The organism is Mesorhizobium sp. M0894, assembly GCF_040319725.1.
Taxonomy (GTDB): domain Bacteria; phylum Pseudomonadota; class Alphaproteobacteria; order Rhizobiales; family Rhizobiaceae; genus Mesorhizobium.
The window spans coordinates 1-18,139 of sequence record NZ_JAMYOG010000034.1; the positions used below are offsets into that span (position 1 = coordinate 1).

At 59.7% G+C, this 18,139-nt stretch carries 18 protein-coding genes and 4 pseudogenes; 16 read left to right on the forward strand and 6 right to left on the reverse strand.

Annotated elements, in window-relative coordinates:
- Positions 1-9 precede the first annotated feature (9 nt).
- The 5 genes and pseudogenes from NKH91_RS31185 to istA all read left to right on the forward strand — a co-directional run.
- The gene (locus NKH91_RS31185; RefSeq protein ID WP_352885588.1) at positions 10-162 is read left to right on the forward strand and encodes a DUF982 domain-containing protein; all 153 of its coding nucleotides are present in this window, start codon (positions 10-12) and stop codon (positions 160-162) included.
- Between the two features lie 198 nt (positions 163-360).
- Positions 361-606 carry a DUF982 domain-containing protein gene (locus tag NKH91_RS31190; RefSeq protein WP_352496234.1) on the forward strand — a complete coding sequence of 82 codons (246 nt, stop codon included), beginning with the start codon at positions 361-363 and terminating at the stop codon, positions 604-606.
- An 8-nt stretch (positions 607-614) separates the two neighbouring features.
- Positions 615-860 (forward strand): DUF982 domain-containing protein, encoded by a 246-nt coding sequence (locus NKH91_RS31195; protein WP_352496211.1) that lies wholly within the window; start codon positions 615-617, stop codon positions 858-860.
- 621 nt (positions 861-1,481) lie between these two features.
- Positions 1,482-1,694: pseudogene (locus tag NKH91_RS31205) on the forward strand (integrase); the annotation flags it as partial.
- Positions 1,695-1,830: 136 nt separating this feature from the next.
- Positions 1,831-2,385, forward strand: a pseudogene (gene istA, locus NKH91_RS31210) (IS21 family transposase); the annotation flags it as partial.
- Here istA and NKH91_RS31215 read toward each other — a convergent pair.
- Positions 2,386-2,635 (reverse strand): annotated as a pseudogene (locus NKH91_RS31215) (RES domain-containing protein); the annotation flags it as partial.
- A gap of 469 nt (positions 2,636-3,104) precedes the next feature.
- Here NKH91_RS31215 and NKH91_RS31220 point away from each other — a divergent pair.
- The 6 genes and pseudogenes from NKH91_RS31220 to NKH91_RS31245 form a co-directional block, all read left to right on the forward strand.
- Positions 3,105-3,246: pseudogene (locus NKH91_RS31220) on the forward strand (nucleotidyltransferase); the annotation flags it as partial.
- A gap of 320 nt (positions 3,247-3,566) precedes the next feature.
- Complete coding sequence (locus tag NKH91_RS31225) at positions 3,567-4,700, forward strand: RHE_PE00001 family protein (RefSeq protein ID WP_352592186.1); 1,134 nt, start codon at positions 3,567-3,569, stop codon at positions 4,698-4,700.
- 90 nt (positions 4,701-4,790) lie between these two features.
- Entirely contained in the window at positions 4,791-5,477 is a 687-nt protein-coding gene (locus tag NKH91_RS31230) for an XRE family transcriptional regulator (protein WP_352496210.1), read from the forward strand.
- A complete protein-coding gene (locus NKH91_RS31235) occupies positions 5,422-5,823 on the forward strand; it encodes an RES domain-containing protein (protein ID WP_352516130.1) in 402 nt (133 codons plus the stop codon). Before NKH91_RS31230 ends, NKH91_RS31235 begins: the two co-directional genes overlap by 56 nt.
- 199 nt (positions 5,824-6,022) lie before the next feature.
- A complete protein-coding gene (ligD, locus tag NKH91_RS31240; RefSeq protein WP_352885587.1) occupies positions 6,023-7,921 on the forward strand; it encodes a DNA ligase D in 1,899 nt (632 codons plus the stop codon).
- A 103-nt stretch (positions 7,922-8,024) separates the two neighbouring features.
- Positions 8,025-9,686 (forward strand): DNA polymerase/3'-5' exonuclease PolX, encoded by a 1,662-nt coding sequence (locus tag NKH91_RS31245; protein ID WP_352885589.1) that lies wholly within the window; start codon positions 8,025-8,027, stop codon positions 9,684-9,686.
- 21 nt (positions 9,687-9,707) lie between these two features.
- Here NKH91_RS31245 and NKH91_RS31250 read toward each other — a convergent pair whose 3' ends face one another.
- Positions 9,708-10,346 carry a hypothetical protein gene (locus tag NKH91_RS31250; protein WP_352496206.1) on the reverse strand — a complete coding sequence of 213 codons (639 nt, stop codon included), beginning with the start codon at positions 10,344-10,346 and terminating at the stop codon, positions 9,708-9,710.
- Between the two features lie 1,444 nt (positions 10,347-11,790).
- Positions 11,791-12,300 (reverse strand): ferritin-like domain-containing protein, encoded by a 510-nt coding sequence (locus NKH91_RS31255; RefSeq protein ID WP_352483325.1) that lies wholly within the window; start codon positions 12,298-12,300, stop codon positions 11,791-11,793.
- A gap of 531 nt (positions 12,301-12,831) precedes the next feature.
- On the opposite strand from NKH91_RS31255, the gene NKH91_RS31260 reads away from it, so the two are divergent.
- Complete coding sequence (locus tag NKH91_RS31260; protein WP_352496205.1) at positions 12,832-13,050, forward strand: KTSC domain-containing protein; 219 nt, start codon at positions 12,832-12,834, stop codon at positions 13,048-13,050.
- A 564-nt stretch (positions 13,051-13,614) separates the two neighbouring features.
- On the opposite strand, the gene NKH91_RS31265 is transcribed toward NKH91_RS31260, so the two are convergent.
- The gene (locus NKH91_RS31265; RefSeq protein ID WP_352792026.1) at positions 13,615-13,848 is read right to left on the reverse strand and encodes a hypothetical protein; all 234 of its coding nucleotides are present in this window, start codon (positions 13,846-13,848) and stop codon (positions 13,615-13,617) included.
- A gap of 379 nt (positions 13,849-14,227) precedes the next feature.
- Here NKH91_RS31265 and NKH91_RS31270 point away from each other — a divergent pair, with 379 nt between their 5' ends.
- Positions 14,228-14,437, forward strand: a complete 210-nt coding sequence (locus tag NKH91_RS31270; protein WP_352496201.1) for a hypothetical protein — start codon at positions 14,228-14,230, stop codon at positions 14,435-14,437.
- 738 nt (positions 14,438-15,175) lie between these two features.
- Here NKH91_RS31270 and NKH91_RS31275 read toward each other — a convergent pair.
- Complete coding sequence (locus NKH91_RS31275; protein WP_352885562.1) at positions 15,176-15,547, reverse strand: hypothetical protein; 372 nt, start codon at positions 15,545-15,547, stop codon at positions 15,176-15,178.
- A gap of 324 nt (positions 15,548-15,871) precedes the next feature.
- On the opposite strand from NKH91_RS31275, the gene NKH91_RS31280 reads away from it, so the two are divergent.
- Together NKH91_RS31280 and NKH91_RS31285 are read left to right on the forward strand one after the other, a co-directional pair.
- Positions 15,872-16,318 (forward strand): helix-turn-helix domain-containing protein, encoded by a 447-nt coding sequence (locus NKH91_RS31280; RefSeq protein WP_352496483.1) that lies wholly within the window; start codon positions 15,872-15,874, stop codon positions 16,316-16,318.
- Positions 16,314-16,889, forward strand: a complete 576-nt coding sequence (locus tag NKH91_RS31285) for a PIN domain-containing protein (protein ID WP_502899047.1) — start codon at positions 16,314-16,316, stop codon at positions 16,887-16,889. The genes NKH91_RS31280 and NKH91_RS31285 overlap by 5 nt, the downstream gene beginning before the upstream one ends.
- Before the next feature lie 24 nt (positions 16,890-16,913).
- Here the strand turns inward: NKH91_RS31285 and NKH91_RS31290 are convergent, their stop codons facing one another.
- A complete protein-coding gene (locus NKH91_RS31290; protein WP_352885561.1) occupies positions 16,914-17,726 on the reverse strand; it encodes a thermonuclease family protein in 813 nt (270 codons plus the stop codon).
- A 178-nt stretch (positions 17,727-17,904) separates the two neighbouring features.
- On the opposite strand from NKH91_RS31290, the gene NKH91_RS31295 reads away from it, so the two are divergent.
- Positions 17,905-18,120, forward strand: a complete 216-nt coding sequence (locus tag NKH91_RS31295; RefSeq protein WP_352885560.1) for a KTSC domain-containing protein — start codon at positions 17,905-17,907, stop codon at positions 18,118-18,120.
- Positions 18,121-18,139: the final 19 nt, after the last annotated feature.

Sequence of the window (18,139 nt, forward strand, 5' to 3'; positions counted from 1 at the left end):
GAGGAGCTGATGAAGTGGACCAAGCGTGGCCCTTGCTGGGACCTCGCGGTGCGCGTTTGCATGGCCGTGATATTCGACGAGATGGGAGCTGAGGAGGCCCGTAAGGCATTCCTGGCTGCCGCTAAGGAGGAGGGGACGTTACTTCCCCCCAACGGCAAATAGCTAAATTCGATTGCAAAGTCAGTCTCTAGCCACGAGGGCCCGCCGCCCGTGAGAAAAGCGACGGGCCCGACAGCGGGTGCATCCACGAAGAATCGACCGCTGCGAGTTCTAAACCCGCGAGGGCCTGCGTAGTTCCCTTATCAGCGGAGGCTGCAACTGGGTTGGTCAGCAGCCTCTTGCCGCTCTAAGTTCATCCTCATGGGTCCCTTCTGGTTCTCTCCACCGGTCTACGTGAAGACGAAACGTCCAGGCATTCGCCATGGGGTCAGCCACGTCGAGGGAGCCGCCGAGGAACTCATGGCGTGGGACACAAAGGGCCCGAGGTGGACCAAGGCTGTCCAATCCTGCGTCGATGCATTCGAGGGCAAATCCTCCCCCCAAGAGGTCCGTGAAGCCTTCGAGGCGGCTGCCAAGGAGGCCAACGTGTATCTCTCCCCTGAGTAGGAGGTATCATGGCAACCCATTGGTTCGTCCCTCCGGTGTTCGTGAAGACTGAAACCGGTGTCAGGCATGGCTGCAACAATGCGAGGGCAGCCCTTGAGCAGCTCAAAACGTGGACCCGGAGAGGACCCTGCTGGCATAAGGCGGTGACGCTGTGCCTGTCAGATCTGGAGGGCGATTCGATTGACCCTCAGGTGGTGCGAAAGGCCTTTGAGGCTGCCGCAAAGGAGGCCAAGATGTATCTCTCCCCTGAGTAGGAGGTGTCGTGGCAACCCATTGGTTCTCCCCTCCAGTGTACGTCAAGACCGACCGACCTACGGGTCTAACAATGTCGAGGGTGCCGCCGAGGAACTCCTGAAGTGGACCAAGATGGGACCTAAGTGGCGGAAGGCTGCACAACTATACATCGACGCGCCGTCGAGGATCGGGCGACTCCGGAGGAGGCCCGTAAGGCCTTCGGGGCTGCTGCTAAGGAGGAGGGGGTGTTCGTGCGAAACGTTGGCGAATAGATTCGCTATTTCGGTGCGTTAGCCTACAGTCATGAAGTCGCCAGCCAACTGTTAGGCAGCCGGCGATTGAGAGGGTGTCGTACTCTCGCCTCGTGAGGTGAGATGTTTAAGCGTTACGTCGGCACAAGCGCATTTTATCCGAATGATCTTGCGCTACTCCAACGAGTGTTCGACGAGATATGCGCAGACGGCAACCACGATGCAAGCTCGGGCGACGCTGAGATAATCGCGTCTACGCTATTGCAATTGTTCCAAGACGGAATGACTGACGAAGCGGCCTTGCTCGCTGAGATGCGCTCACGGCAACGCGACTTTATCCGTCATACTGGCTAAGCATCAGGAAGGGGTCTCCCGTGTCCCTGTGCCCCTCGGCTGCGTGATCGCGCACTTTTTGATCTAGCCATCGACAGCAAGCTGCGTGGCTGTGATCTTGTGAAGCTTAGGATCGGCACGTTAGTCGCAGGTCCCGAAATTCGGACTCGCGCGATAGTGTTTCAGCAGAAGACAGGTCGTCCCGTTCAATTTGAGTTTATGGCTGACGCCCGAGCGAGCCTGCTCGCAGGGCTTGAGCGGCATGGGGGGGACAGTCGAAGACTTTAGCTGAGAATCGGCGTGCAAAATTGACCCCATAAGCCGGGGAATCGGCGTCCAATTTTGCCCCCCCCTGATGCTTTGATTTGCGACCATCGGCTCGTCGTGGCGAGCGGATGGTGTGGGGATGAAGTCGGTGGATACGATTGCCCGGGTTCGGCGCGCCTTCCATGTGAAGGGATGGTCGCTCAAGCGGATTTGCCGCGAGTTGCCTGTGTCGCGGAACACCGTCCGCAAGATTCTCAGATCCAATGAGACATCGTTCTCCTACGAACGCGACCGGCAGCCCAAGCCGAAGATCGGTCCGTGGCAGGATCAGCTCGACGGGTTTTTGAATGGCAACCGTGGCAAGGCGGCGCGCGAGCAACTGACACTGATCCGGATTTACGAAGAGCTTTGCAGTCTCGGCTACGAGGGTGGCTATGACGCCGTCCGCCGCTACGCGAAGAGCTGGGCGAAGGCGCAGGGGTCGGCGACGGCGGACGCCTATGTGCCGCTGTTCTTCGCGCCGGGCGAGGCCTACCAGTTCGACTGGAGCCACGAGATCGTCCTGATCAACGGCGTGACGGTGACCGTGAAGGTCGCCCATGTCCGGCTCTGCCACAGCCGCATGATGTTCGTCAGGGCCTATCCGCGCGAGACGCAGGAGATGGTGTTCGACGCCCATGACAGGGCCTTTGCAAGTCATGTGGGCAAGGGCGGCGGGATCCATCCCTTCAGCTTTCAGGGCGTCCTCATCCCGGCTATCAAATATGCCCTCAATCTCGGCGTCATAGGCAAGCAGGGTGGTCGGCTGAAGGCTGCCGCCTGATTGGCTTCCCTCAGCGCCGTCACCCCCGATAGCGAAGAATAGAGCGCTGGTACGCCCTTTGGATCGAATCGTCCTCGGCGCCGCGGCCCGACAGCGGATGTCGCGCATAGATCGCTTGTATCGGCGGCGCATCGGATGTGCCCCTCCAATGCCATCAGGGGCAATGTCGAAGTGGCGCTTTCGTATCGCTTGGCGATCTGCGCGAATGGCACACGCTGCGCGCCTGGTGCAAAAACTGCTCACATCATGCCGAGGTGAAGGCCGCTGGCCTGGTCCGGCGCTATGGCAAAGATGCGCTGTTCAGCACGGTCGAAAGGGCCCTGTTCTGTACGAGCTGTGACAGAGGCGGCCCGGTCAGGTTGGAGATCCACAAGCTGCCGAGGAACTGAAGCGCTCGCCTAGCGGGGAAGGTGGCCGGCGCCGCTGGGGGGGGCGTTGGGGTAGTTTGCCTGAATAGGCGCCGGCCGGGCGGGTTGGGGTCCGCCGCGGTGGATAGTACCGAACTTGGTGATTCAGGTAATTCCGCGATCATGGAAGACGGCCTACGCGCACCCGTCGGTTTCGCTTTCCTCGTCAACCGTCTTCACTGTGTTAAGGCCCGCTATTCCAAACATTACTGGATCAGTGAGGAAGCGCTCGTCTGGCTGGGAGAACGGACGGCCCTGCACAAGTGCGCTGAACAGATCTGCCGTGGAGCATCTGGCGCGCATGAAGGAAGCCGCAGGTGCCTAGCACGCGAGGGGGAAGTCGCGCGGTCGTCTATGATCTTAACTGCGCAACGACCACGCCGCGGGGCGCCCGGGTTGCGAGTTTGCCGGAGCTTGCGCAACGAGCAGTATACCAGTTGCTGCTTCTGACCTGCGAAGGGATCGCCGCATCGTGGGCTCGGAGGGAGAAAGCAAACGAACTTGGAACTGGGCTGCCTGAGTGTAACGATTAAGTATCGATAAGAGGTCATTATCGATAGTGAAAAAGCCGCCAGAGAAAATCCCCTGCAAGTCAACTTAACAGCCGGATAGCTTGACTAACGCGAATCAGGCATCATGAAAACAATGGCTTACGACATCGGTCTTTTGTCCCTCGACACCCTCATCGCGCCCGTCGCGAAGGCGACCGAGGCTTTGGCGCGGCTTGATGAGCGACTGGCGCGTTCCCCCGTCCGCGACGGTTTTGTCGAGCGCCAGCACTTCGCCGACGCAGCCGCCGCGCTGTGGATCGAGGGCGAGCTCGCCCATCTTGAGGACCTGGTCCTGCACGACGCCCATATGGACATTCGGACGCCGACCCATGAGCTCACCCGGGCCCATGCTGTGCTGCGAACCCGCCGGCGAATTTTTTCGCAGAAGCCGGACTGGGCGCTCAGCCGTGACGGTTTTTTGGCCCTGACCGGCCGGGGTGGCGCCATGTCGGAGGCGGAACAAAAAAACCGGGAAGGGCAGGGGGGTGGAAACAGCGTCGTTGAAGCCGATGTTCGGGACGATATTGAGGACGAGCTTCTGGCTGAGGAGTTTGCCGAGATCGATGCTGTCCTGGCACGCTCGTCGAAGATTCTGAGCGGCGCCGACGTGCCTGCTCGAAGAGAGGAGATGTCACTTCGTCACCGGCCGGAGCCGCAAAACGGCCTGATCTACGATCTTGACTGGAATGAAGAAGAACGGCTGGCCGAATGGCAGGACGTTATCGCGGAAACGCGGGAGTTGCCGGCGGTGTTGCGCGCGGCGATCCTGCTCGAAGCCTGGTCGGACATCGAGGTGCTTCAGCATGGAGTTTGGCTCGGGCCGCTGCTTGTTGCCGCGCTGCTGCGGCAGGAAGGCCTTGCCGCCAACCATCTGGCCTGCTTGCATCTCGGTGCCAAAAACATCCCGCGCGAGCGGCGGCGGGCGCGCAACCGGTCGGACCGGTTGCTGGCCTGCCTTTATGCTATCCACGACGCCGCGCTGGTCGGCCTGAAGGAACACGATCGGCTGGTGCTGGCAAAAGGCCAGATGGAGCGAAAACTCCGCGACCGCCGCACCAGCTCCAAACTGTCCGAGGTCGAACTCGTGCTGTCGCGGCCACTCGTCTCGGCAGGCATGATCCAGGAGCGGCTAAAAGTGACAAAACAGGGGGCGCTCAATCTGGTCGGCGAGCTCGGGCTGCGCGAGATGACGGGCAGAGGAAGGTTTCGAGCGTGGGGAATTGTGTAGTCCGCAACGCAAGGTTCTCTCCCTTACGAAGTTATCCAACTTGACGAACTTGCGATCTGTAACCATATTGGTGACAGCAGGAGGTTCTTCATGGCCGCTCCAAAACCAAGCAATCATAGCGGGTCCGCGTCGCATGCGGGAGTCGCCACCCTGAGCTTCACCACAAAGCTTCCGGCACAGGCAGACTTCAAGAAGGTATTGCTCGAACGCTATCAGGAAGCGATCGCACGCAGCCGGAAGATCGGCCACCGCGTATCGTTCCGGGTAGAGGTCGATCCGGCGGCTGATGCGCAGACGATCACGCCAGTCGAAGAGCAACCGATCGCTTCAGACGACACCTTTCCCGTCGAGGACACGGGCATGCCCGATGCCGAACTTGAGGCGGCTCTTGCCGGAGCGCGCGCGCGTGGCCGCAAGCGTGTTGCCGAAATTGTCGCCGGCGAGGGCATGCTGAGCGCGGATGCCTTTGCCAAGCTGCTCGGCACATCGCGGGTGACGGTCAACGCCAAGCGGCAAAGCGGGCAGGTGCTCGGGATCGATGGCGCCAAACGCGGTTTCCGCTTTCCTGTCTGGCAACTCGACAAGGACGGTCGTCCCTTCGGCGCATTGCCGGCGCTGCATGCCATGTTGGGCAACAGTGCCTGGGCCGTCTATCGGTTTCTGGCGTCGCGCCATGGCACCCTCGATGGGCGGACGGGCCTTCGAGCCCTTCAGCAAGGTGATGACGCCTCGGTGTTGGCCGCGGCGGAAGGCATGGCCAGGGGCGATTTCGACTGAATGCCCGGCGTTCCACCTCCACCCGATTTCGCAGCCGCAAAGCTCGAAATCGAGACCATACCGCGGGGTCGGACGTTCGGTCGGATCTACTGGAGCACCTATCCTGATCCATTGGGGTACGGGAAGTCGCCGAGCCGGTTCAGCGATCCTCGACGCCGTCTTTACGCCAACCGGTTTTGGCGTTCTTTACCTCGGTGACTCCTTGAAGGTGTGCTTCCTAGAGACCGTGCTCCGCGACCGCCGCGAAGGAATCCTTGACGATCTTCCAATAGAGGAGGTGGAGCTGACCCGACGGCGCTATGCGGATATCGCTGTGGCGGCGTTGAGGGCACGTTCCTGCTCTTGATTATCGCCTGTGAGCTGTGCGCGAAAATCGGGAATGGAAGGGCCGGAGGCAGGAAGCACGGCCTCAGTCCGAGGCGCTAATCAAGCGGGTCGGCAATGATCGCGAAAAGCTCAACACGGTCGGAAGCGAAACTAAAGAAGTAGTCGCGCGTTGGACGGCGGATAACGCTGTTTCGTCTCTGAGTATGGTTTAGGTCAGAGTGGTCAAGCCAACGTCGCGTAAGGCAATCAATGCGTCGAGCGCTAGTCAAGCGAAGTCGCCCGCTCGTGACGAGCTCACTTTAGCGCCGCCCGCTTTCCGGCCGGTCCAGCTCGCAACGCTCGTGGACACGGTCCCTGCCGGCGATCGTTGGATCCATGAGATGAAATACGACGGCTACCGTATTCTCGTTGCCGTCGGCGGTGGCGAGGCGCGAGCCTACACACGATCTGGCCTGGACTGGTCTAGCCGTTTTCCCTCGATCCTCTCCGAGGCTCGCAAGCTCAAGGTGCGCTCCGCCCTGATTGACGGCGAGGCCGCGGTTGTCGATGCGGAAGGAAGATCTAACTTCCAAGCGCTTCAAAATGCATTGAAGGGTGCCCCGGCGACTATCGACTTTTATGCGTTCGATCTGCTGCAGCTCGACGGCGAAGATCTGACAAGGCTTCCTCTTGTTGAGCGCAAGGCGAAGCTGGAGGCGATCTTGCCTGCGAAAGATCCCGTCCTTCGTTACTCCGACCATATCCTCGGCCGCGGAGAAGAGCTGCTCGATCGCTTCTGCGCAGCCGGCCTTGAGGGCGTCATCTCAAAGCTCGCGGATGCGAGTTATGTGGCGGCCCGCGGCGCAAGCTGGCTGAAGATCAAATGCATCAGGCGGCAGGAATTTGTGATTGTCGGCTGGACGCCGTCCGACAAGGTCCGCGCGTTTCGGTCCTTGATCCTTGGCGTTCATGACCGCGGCAAGCTGCGTTACGCCGGGAAAGTCGGCACCGGCTTCGATACCGCTGAACTTCTTCGTCTCTTGAAGATCATGGCGCCGCTTGAGCAGAAGGCCGCCACCGTCGACGCACCACGCGCCGAAGTGCGCGGCGCACACTGGCTCCGTCCGAAACTGGTCGCTGAGATTGCCTTCACCGAAATGACAAATGAAGGGACGTTACGACATCCGAGCTATCTTGGTCTCCGCGAAGACAAGAAGCCGGAGGCGGTCGTGCTCGAGACTGAACGTCATGCAGCCGATCTCGCCGCGTCTGCGACAACCGCCATCGCGATAAGTAACCGTGACCGCGTCATCTATCCGGAGTCCAACATCACCAAGGGACAGCTCGCCGACCATTACGCAGCGGTCGCGGCGATCATGCTTCCTTGGGTTGGCAGCCGGCCGATCAGTCTGGTTCGATGCCCACAGGGCCGCGCGAAGAAGTGCTTCTTCCAAAAACACGACGCCGGCAGCTTTGGCGACAAAGTCCACCACGTCGGCATCACGGAGAAGGACGGGCACGAGGAACCATATCTCTATGTCGACGATGCCGACGGACTGATGACTTGCGTCCAGATGGGAACGATCGAGCTGCATGGATGGGGGGCTCGGATCGAGGATGTCGAAAAGGCTGACCGCCTCGTTTTCGACCTCGACCCCGATGAAGGCCTCGATTTTGAGGCCGTCCGCGCCGCTGCCTTTCAGTTCCGCGCTATCCTTAAATCGCTGGGGCTTACGACTTTCCCGATGTTGACGGGAGGCAAAGGAGTGCACGTCATCGCGCCGCTCACCCCTGGCGCCGAGTGGCCAGAGGTGAAGGACTTTGCGTCTCGCCTGGCGCAGGCGGTCGCCCGGAGCGATCCGGCCCATTTCACGGCCGTGTTGTCAAAGACGCGCCGCAAGGGTCGCATCTTTGTGGACTATCTACGCAATCAGCGCGGGGCGACCGCGATCATGCCCTACAGCGCGAGATCACGTCCGGGCGCTCCTGTCGCGGCACCGATCACGTGGGCGGAGATGAAGACAATAGATGCGCCCTCTCATTTCCACGTGGGCGATGCTCCTGAATTAAAGAAACGCGCAGCCTCCAAAGCTCTGGCTGGATGGGGTCGCGCTGACCAATCCTTGCCCAATCTGTAGCGTACGTGAAGAGGCAGTAAAGCCGGGATTTAAAGGGCAACGCGGCGCTCATGGCCTTGCCTGATTGGAACCTGCGGAGATCGGCCTCCGTTTGGCTGAAGCCATGGCAAAAATCAATCCGAGGACCGTCGCCAGTCTTTTGAGGGAATACGCACAACGGGCGTCTATGCGCGGCGACAATCCCTATCGCATAAAGGCGTACTTGCGCGCGGCAGACAGTCTGACGGCGCTGTCGCAGCCGCTTGATCGGATCATCGCCGCCGGCGCCCTCACCAAGATCCCGGGGATCGGTGAAGCGATCGCAGACATCGTGACCAAGCTTTACCAAACCGGCACGCACCCAAGCCTTGAGAAGCTGCGCGAGGATGTTCCAGCGGGCGTGATGGAGCTGTTTGCCATACCCGGGCTTCGTCCCGATAAGATACTGAAGCTTCATCAGGCGCTCGGCGTGAACTCGCTGGCGGAGCTCGAGGCCGCAGCAAGAGAAGACCGCATACGCCCAGTCAAAGGCCTCGGCGCCGCGCTTCAGACAAAGCTCCTGCAGAACCTGGCCATCGTGCGAAGCGGCGAAACGCAACTTCACCTGCACAAGGCCGCCGCTCTTCTCGAACATGCGGTCATATCAGTGAAGCAAGAGCATCCAGAGTTTTCGCGCGTCGAAATTGCAGGCGACTTCCGGCGCGGTTGCGAGCTCGTTTCCGATTTCGCCCTGGTAGCGCAGGCCAGAAAATCGACTGGAATCGAGGATACGACCCTGAGGCTTGTTGTCACGGACAGGAAGCACTTTGGCGCGCGCATGCTCGAGGCAACCGGTTCGGCAGACCACCTCGAGCAACTGAAGACGTTCGCGGCCGACAAGGGGTTCACCCTAAATGCCGACGGGCTTCATCGCGGGAGAAAGCTGATCGCGTCAGCGACAGAAGAAGAAATCTACCAAGCTCTAGACTTGCAGTTTATCGAACCTGAATTGCGCGAAGGCAGGGACGAGATTGAGCGAGCGGCAAAGCAGAAGCTACCCGCCCTCATTCGGGATGAATATCTGCATGGCATCCTGCATTCTCACACGACCGCATCCGATGGCACCGAAACGCTTGAGGCAATGGCTGAAGCCACGCGCAAGCGCGGTTTCGAATACTATGGTGTCGCCGATCATTCGCAGTCCGCTCACTACGCAGGCGGCCTTTCGTTGCAGGAGATTGCTGAACAGCACCGCGAAGCTGACCGGCTGAACAAGGCATACAATGGAAAATTTCGCATACTGAAGGGCATCGAGGCGGACATCCTGGCGGATGGCTCGCTCGATTACCCGAATCATATCTTGGAGCAGTTCGATTTCGTCGTCGCGAGCGTGCACAGCCGCTTCAAGTTGCCCAAGAAGGAACAGACGGAGCGTATCATTGAGGCGATCGGAAATCCTCGGACGACAATCCTCGGGCACATGACCGGTCGCCAGCTGTTGCGCCGGCCCGGTTATGATCTCGACGTCGACAAAGTCCTCAAAGCGTGTGCAAAACACGGCGTCGCTGTCGAAATCAACGCACATCCTTGGCGACTCGACCTCGACTGGCGCTGGCATCAAAAGGCACTCGATCAGGGCTGCATCTTCAGCATCAATCCGGACGCTCACTCGATCCGCGAGCTCGACCACATGCATTGGGGGGTCGAGATGGCGCGCAAGGGCGGTGTCCCTGCGAAGCGGGTCCTGAACGCGATGCGTTTGACGGCCCTCCTTGCGCATCTCGCACGGCGCAGGCAAACGTCCTAACCTGCTTGTGCGCCCGGCCTATCAGCGCAGGAGTCCGTCATTCTCAAAATCTTCCCAGCCGCGCAAACTGGAGTGCGAGTTCTCATCGGGGCCATAGCCAACTGAAGCTGCAGTTCCGCGGCCGCTTCTTTGAGCACGTTTCATAGCGGCCTTCCCCGCGGCTCGCCGCCTATTCTCTGCAGCTGTCGCTGCGTCCTGTTCGCGCCAGACCGTAACCAGGTCGCGGTCAAGCACATCCTCCACGTGCTGCGGGTCGAACACGTGAAAGGTGATGTTCCTTGCCCGCCCGCGGAGTTTCACCGTTTTCGTCCCGGCGCTCTGCAAGCGACCATCTTTCAGCCAGCGGTGCCGTTCGGCCGTCGAGATCGTCAGAATGTCCTCGATTTCACGGGGGATTACGGGCAGGTCTTCGATATTCTGCAGTGCATTGGATACGATCCCGAATACCACCTGCACATCATTCTCGGTGCCCTCAGACAGGCGCAGGGTAAGCACGCGGGACTCGATATGGAGCAGTTTCCTGAACTCCGTTGGAAGGCGGGCGCGTATTTCAAGGAAAATACCCCTCGCTCTGACGGACGATCCAAGCGTTGCAGCCGGGGTTAAAGGCCACTCTCCAATCAGTTTCGCTGTTGCATTGATTTTTCGGCGTGTGGACATGCCCCTTTATATAGCTCACCGATTGTCGGCAGCGATGAGCCGATCGCAAAGCCAGCAGAGTTCTAATCCGCCAGCGGTCTGAACCATGATGCCCAAAGGCGCAACCACGATTGTTAGCGGGGCCGCTGATTGTCGTCGCCTTGCGCTTACCGACAATTGTACTTCACCCGTTCCGGGCTTCCTTGTGGGTGCCGGGACCAACATGTGATCTCCATAATGCGTAAGAGCCGGAGGCCCATCGCCGGCGACAAGGCGATCATTGCAGAGAAAGGTTACGATCGATCGGATGCCCGCGGCCTTCACCCGAAATGTTGCTGGGCGCCTCCTTCGACAGCGCGCCCATGCGAGACGTCCTGGCCGGGCGCGCCGCCTGTTGAGAGCGACGATCGCGAATGCGCGAACGGCTGGACGGCAGGTGAAGCGGGGTCGCGATAGGCGCATATCGGACTTGCTAGCCGTCGAACTCCGGCTTATCCGTTCGTCCGCCCATTATCCGGCTGGACAGCGCCGCGCCCTTGGGCTGTTCAAAGTGCGCTTGCATCTTCCCTACGCCGACAAGCGTGGCCGTTGTATCGCCGTAGTGTCAACCCGCTGAAGTCCGGCGGTGCTTTCTCAGCCGAGTGATCGCCGACTTGTCGACCGTGATCACCCCGCCGCAGTCAATCCGCACAGTGAGTTTGTTTGCTCCGCGATCGATGCGGGTGACGTCCCCAACAAGAACCACTCGGTCTCCGGCCCGGACTTTTGGGTGGCGGATCAATCGTATAAGGATGGTCATACGAGGGAATGCTCACCCTGGCGCGCCCGCTGGGGAGAATCGTGATGACGGTACCTGCTAGTGAAACCTCATCGCCAACCTCAAATTCGCGAGGCATGTTAACGTGCAGCATGGTCTTCCTCCCGATGCTTTCCCTAATTGACGCTTTGCTAAATTAATGCCCGGCCAACCAGGTTGGTTGTTTGCAATCGACTTCGTACGGTTCCGCACAGTTCCAAGCTGGTATGCACTCCCAGTTGGCCTCGGATCGGTATTGTGTGCGTCAAATTCTGCAGAAATGGTTTGACAGTCAGCGATGACCTTGGCGCGCCCCGTCCAGCCACGTGTTAGCGGAGCGGCGGACTTCCTCTCGGTCCGGCGATGGCCACAAACGAGGAGCGTGGAGCTGAAATCGATCTTTCGCCTTCAGGTACGTCGTTCCGGTAAATTCGAAGAATGCCGACGCCGGAAGCAGGTATCGAGCGCGCTTTGATGCTACGGCAACGCCTACAAGCAATTTTCGCTATGTTCCCTTGGCGGCAATGATCGATGGGCATCCTCGATCGTTGCCGTCCGCCGCCGCTCCTATTCAGTTCCAAGCCGCGGAGCTCGCTCGTCGACATCGGAGCCGGTGTTAACCAGCTTCCGCGCCGATCCCTCACTTCAAGATCGCTACGTTCCCACCGATCACCGCTTGGCGCTGTCGCTGTCCGCTTCGGCCCGCGCAAGGAACTGCTCGGTCGTTGAGGCAAGATGGGTTTTCAGCCAATCCGCCATCGCGACTTCCTCTCGCAGGTTCTCTTCGCAAGCCCGAAGAACCTCGGTTTCGCCGAGCGATCGAGCAGCGGCAATCAGGATCGTGTAGGAGGCGATTTCCATGTGCTCGAACGTGTAGCTCGCCAGCGATCCTTTCATCACCTCGTCTCCAGCGAAGACGCCGCTCAGCGATTGCGCCATCGCCGTCAGCTTGCCGCCAGCATCCTTCATCGTGGATGAACCCTCGTCCATCTGATCGAGACAAGTCTTCAGCCGGGCAGCCTGCTGCTTAGTCTCGTCGAGGTGCTGTCGGATTCGGTCGCTCAGTTCGGGATAATTCTCGATACGACTCAACTGCCCGTTCAACATCGTCTCTGCCTGCTCTTCCATGGCATGAGCGTCTCTAAGCCATTGGACAAACCATTCCCGACTTTCTGACATTTCGAATCTCCTTTGCTACTTAAGGAAAAACTTTCGGAAGAAGACATTGTTCCGGAGCAAAGCCCGCCGAGCGGCCCTTGACAGTCCCAGAGGATCAGCGACGTAGCGGATCTCAATTCACCTCACGAAGATCCTCAGCAATGCGGGTGAAGGCCAAGATGGCGGAAGATCGGCGCAAGGAAAACGGGCCATGGAACGCGAGACGCGCCGATCAACCACACCTGCTCGCCGCTGCGCGTTCCATTACAAGGTCCAACTGGCACTGGCCCGCCTCCTCGCCATCCCACGCGGCGACGTATTGAAGCGCCCCGCATGGCATACCGCGACCGCCGTCTGTCGTCCCGGGCAAGTAAGAACGGCAAGCAGATGAAACTCCCAGCGCTCGGCGAAGCTGAAGCGGTTTCTTGAGGAGGCGCTGATCGCGGCCGCTGGCGCTCCGCATTGAGCCTCGTGCCTCACCGCACCATCACGTTCGCAAGGAACGCGACGGCCTCTCCGCTCGTTGATTGCTTTTCGAATCGAGCCGCCGTCATGCCCTCCATATCGATACGCAAAACGGAATACGATCCCGACAGAAGAATCCTCTCGGTCTGGTTCGTGGCCAGCGGTAAGCGGTGCGAGTTTGAGGGGGTACCGCCGGAAACTTTTGCCGCTTTCCGGGCGGCATTCGCCAAGGGCCGCTATTTCAACGACCATATCCGCAACAATTTCCGCTACCATCTGGTTGCGACCCATAGCGACCCGGGATGACCTGACCTGCCGGTGTCTCAATCGTCCTGTCGCTCCAACCGGCGGTTGGTGGACGCGTCGCCGCTGTTGCCCTAAGTTCGCTTTCGGTCCGCGCGCACCTCGCAAAGCCCACCCCCGAAGTTCCTGCCTGGTGCAAAGGCGCTTGATCGGTCCCGCCGCCCTGGCAGTGTGCGGCGGGATTTTTTGCGCTCCAGGTGGAACACCGGGGTGCGGGCAAGGCTCGGTGCACGCAGTACATCCTCCATACGATATTGCTGCACGATCGGCTGACTCCGATCCGGCCCGCGTCTCCTCAATCCAGAGACGCGGGCTTTTGGCGAATGTCTGTGGATCAGCGCGCCATCAGGTCTGTTCAGCGCTAGAGTAGAGGCGATCGCGTATCTATCTGACCGAAAGCAAACAGAAGCGAGGCGTGCCCCACTGAAAGCACAAGCAAGCGCAAAGGTTCATAGACTGATGCTCGGCTGGCGGCAACTTGCTCGCCAGCCGAGTTGAGTTCACGCGGTGGTCGGGGGAGACTGGCCAGCCACACGCTGGTGATTCCAACCTGTGCCGATGTGCCAATCAGCAACCTTCGTCCGTCTTTTTCACCTGGCCTGGCGCGGCGGTGTTGGCGGTCGTGTCCTGCTGACCTGGCGCAGCCTGCTGAGCGCTGCCAGTCTGCTGGCCGGGCGCGCAGTCTCTGGCCGAGTTCGGATTTGTGGTGCCGCTGGTGGTGGTCGTGTCGGTGCCCTGATCGCCGGACATGTTGGTCCCGCTGCTCGTCGTGCCGGTGCCCTGACCCGTCGTACTGGGCATGGTTGTCGTGGTCGAGGTTCCGCTCGTCGAGGTTCCGCTCGAAGTTCCGCTGGTCGTCTGGGCAAAGGAAAGCCCGGCCGACAGCGAAGGTAAATTCGGCTGAGAAGTGGTTCGCGTGCGATTTCGCTCGGAGACGTACCGCCGGAGACCTTTGCCGCGTTTGGGCCGCGTTCGCTAAGGGCCGCTATTTGAACGACCAGATCCGCAACAACTTCCGCTACCGTCTGGTCGCGAGCGATAGCGACGGGGGATGACCTGACCGGTCGAAACCCTTTAGAGCTTCTGTCGTTTTCCGCGCCTGCGGTTTCAGGAACCCGGGGGCGATTTAGGTGTATGGTAATTCTGCACGGACAAAATCCTGTGGCGAAGGGGGTTTGTCATGCCGATACATCGAAAAGCCGAAAATGCTGGTGTTTTCAAGCCATCCGAGATGGCGCTGCTGGGCCGCGTTTTCGATCGGTTGAAGGTCGACGCTCAATCTGAGCATCAACGTCAAGCGCTCGCGTCCCGGATCATTGCAAATTACATGGCCGGGCTAGTGGACGAGGAAGAACTTCTGTCGGCTTCCCGACAGCCGCTTGGACGGTAGGCGATTGACAGATCCCAATGGATCGGTTGGGCTTCCATCATTCCCGTAACTTCTCCGAAAGGGCGGAGATGCTCATCTGTTCGGCCGATGCGCATGTCACAGAAGACTTTTATCCCAAACTGGGGGGCTGACCCCAACCCGGACAGTCTACCCCTTGCCCGCTGGCTTCTGCTGGCGGGCCTTTTTGAATTGAGAGCCGAAGCGTAGCTTCTATCCTGGCGGTTTTTGGCCGGTCTTTAGTAAGCGCGCCTCGCGTAGCAATGACGCGTGGTCAGTTCCGATCATTTCAATCAGCTCGCGCGCTTGAGTCTCCGTTATGCCAGTTTCCTTGGCTAGGAACTTCGCCTGAAATCCTTCAATCGCTCGTGGTCTGACCTGTCCTCGCCCATGTGAGGCTCCTTCAGGTACCGAAGCCCTGGATCCGGACCTTGTTCCTCGCTCGGCCGCTTCGGACTTGGAAATCTTGCGCTGTCCAACTCTGGCAAATATAAGCTGCAGGATACCGAGAAGAAGCAGCCTAATGCGCGTCACAATCTAGTTCGCCATGAGCGCCCGCGGGACGAACTCCTTGTAAAGTGGATAGGGTTCGACCCGCCCGAAACGTCTGTGCCCACGTTTGATTCCGATGAGCGAGTTAACGCATAAGCCGTTCGAAGACGCCAAGCCGCCAGGCATCAGCAGCACCGAGATTGAGGAAGACACCGGCAGCGTTCATTAGGCGATCCTCGACGCGATCGTTCATCTCAACGACGGAGTGGCCGACTGAGCGGTTAGCCTCTTGACGGTTTCAATGATGGCCTTGGCAAGCGCTTCTCCCTCATGGACAGGCAAAACGGCTTCCTCGCTCGGCAGGACGCCAGCTGGACATGTCTGTTCGATCGCCATCCGAACCAGTTGAAGGCCGGCGCGTTCGTTGCGGTGACCGGCGGCCTTTTCTCTGATGCGCTCGCGGAGCTGTTCCGCAAGGCAATCTTCATTGAGAACATCAGTCGATACCGGGGCGTCACGCATCTCTACGGCGACTTCGCGCAAGACTAAAAGGGGGTTCTGACCACGGTAGGACCATCTCGGGCTGCCGGCTAGAAAAAGGCCGGAAGGAAGCGCGATCATTAGTCTGATGCTCCGGGCAGGATCAACCAGCAGGGCCCTCCGAAGGCAGAGGTCACAGGTTCGAATCCTGTCGGGTGCGCCAAGGTTTTCACTCACTTACGTCCTTTTCACGGGCTGACCTCTGGGCCGTCCCACACTGCCTTCCCACATAAACGGCTTTTGGCAAGTTGGAAACGTCAGGGGCGTGGCTCCGGCGAGCGAAGATCGGCACCTGCGGGGAACGGGAACCAAAGAGGTGACGGTTCGTTCACTTGTTTCGGTTATTTCGGACATTGCGATTGTTGATTCGCGGTGCTATATCCGTTGAACACAGGGAAGACGACCATGACAACGCTGCTCGAACGACCGATATTGCCTTCGGCCGACGACGCCGAATTGGCTGCGCAGGCCAGCCGCCACCTTTCTAGAGCCAAACACGAGGGCGCTGAATTGCGCGTTCAAGTGGATGGAGGAGAGATGCTGCGCCTTCCTAAGGCAGTGAATGATCTTCTCTATCATTTGCTGACCGAAATGGCGCAGGGTAACGCCGTTACCCTGTTCCCAATCCATGCCGAACTGACGACACAGGAAGCCGCTGACTATCTGAACGTGTCACGTCCTTATCTTGTTCGACTTCTCGAGGAGGGCAAGGTGAAGTTCCACATGGTAGGAACTCATCGTCGAGTTAAGTTCCGTGATTTAGATGCGTTCCGCAAGTCAACTGAGGAAGAGCGTCAGCGTGTAATGGACGAACTAGCTGCCCAAGCGCAAGACTTGGGGATGGGCTATTAGGAAGTCCAGTTACACCGTCATTCTTGACGCCTGCGCACTGTACCCAGCCCCGCTGCGAGACTTACTCATGGAGCTCGCAGCGGGAGGGCTGTTCCGTGCGAAATGGACCGAGCGCATTCATGACGAATGGATTCGTAACGTCCTTAATGACCGCAAGGACCTTAAGCCAGAGCAGTTGTTGCGGACGAAGCAGCTGATGAATCAGGCTGTACCTGACTGCTCGGTCGAAGGCTACGAGGATCTGATCGAAGGCCTGAAGCTCCCAGACGGTGATGACAGACATGTTCTTGCAGCCGCCATCCACACGGCTTGCGACGCCATCATCACTTTCAATCTAAAAGACTTTCCGCGAGACTACCTAGCGAAGTTCCAGCTAGAGCTCCTGCATCCGGACGAATTTCTGTTCCATCAGTTCGGGCTGAACACAGCTGCGGTCGTTGTGGCGGCGCAACGCTGTCGCGCGCGCTTGAAAAACCCTCCTAGGACGGCAGAGGAATACCTCGACACCCTCGAACGGCAAGGGCTCACCAAAACCGTGGCCGAACTCCGACACTACGCCGCCGTCATTTAGTCGCAGCCGTTCGCACTCGGCACATTAACACAGCGTCTCGCATGCCACGCCGTCGCTATCGCGGTCCAACTTTCCACCCCAGGAGCAGTTGCTAAGATACCATTGGGCCTCGTCGCACGAACTGATCTGCTTGCACGTTCGCCGCGGCTCGCATGAGTAACCGTTCTGCGCGACCAACTTGCGGCTGACGAGGCCAAGCGGCTGGCTGGGCGTCGCCCTATCGGCGTGCGCCGCCCGCCACTCCCAGGGCGCCTGAAACGTTCCGACCCACAGACCGACCTTCGCCGCCTTTGCCTTTGCTTGCTGCTCCGCGTACGCGCCGTGGCTGTAGCGCGGCCAATCCAGCGCCTGGCCGTTCTCGACCATCCATGAGGCGACACTGGAGCCGTCCGCCCGCCAGCAATCGCCGACAAAGCGGCCGTAGCGGTCCCAAGTGACGAAACTGCATTGCACCGGCCTCGAGGCGGCCAGGAACGTGTCCAGCGCGTTAGCGGCCCGTCGCCCGCAGGAATACTCAGAACCGTTCGCGTCGTTGCAGTACTGCCGGCTCTCGGGCGCATCGATGCCGTTGAAGCGGATGCGCTGGCCGTGGATCTCGATCGTATCGCCATCGATGACAGACGCGACACCGGCGATCGGCGCCGGCTTTGATCCGATCCAGTTTGATACGTTGAGCTCGGGCACAGGATCGCTATGCTGCATGACGAACTGCGTCACGTAGGCTGCCATCGCCGCCAAGGCCACGAACACGAGCCGCTTCGGAACGCCAGCCAGTTGGCGCACGCGCCCCGGCTTACGCCACTGGTCGGTTCGACCATAATAGCGAGACTTGCCCAACCCCTGTCTCCTCTTGAGGGGCAGAGTGCTTCTAATTGACGGCCAAGTCTAGAGCCGACGGCGGTCGGGTTCTTGGCCGGCGCACCGCACTGACCCAGGAACGCCACCGCTTCTCTGATCGTTGACTGCTTTTATTGAGCCGCGGTCATGCCATCTACCTCGATCCGCAAAACGGAATATGATTCCCGGCAGCAAAACCCTCTCGGTGTGGTTCGTGGCCAGCGGAAAAGGGTACGTATTCGAGGACGTCCCACCGGAAACTTACGCCGCGTTCCGAGCTGCATTCGCCAAGGGCCGCTACTTCAACGACCATATCCGCAATCACTTCCGTTACCGAGATCGGTATGGCATCCGATCTGCCCGCGTCTCCTCCCTCCAGAGACGCGGGCTTTGAGGTTCGCGGAACCGAAACG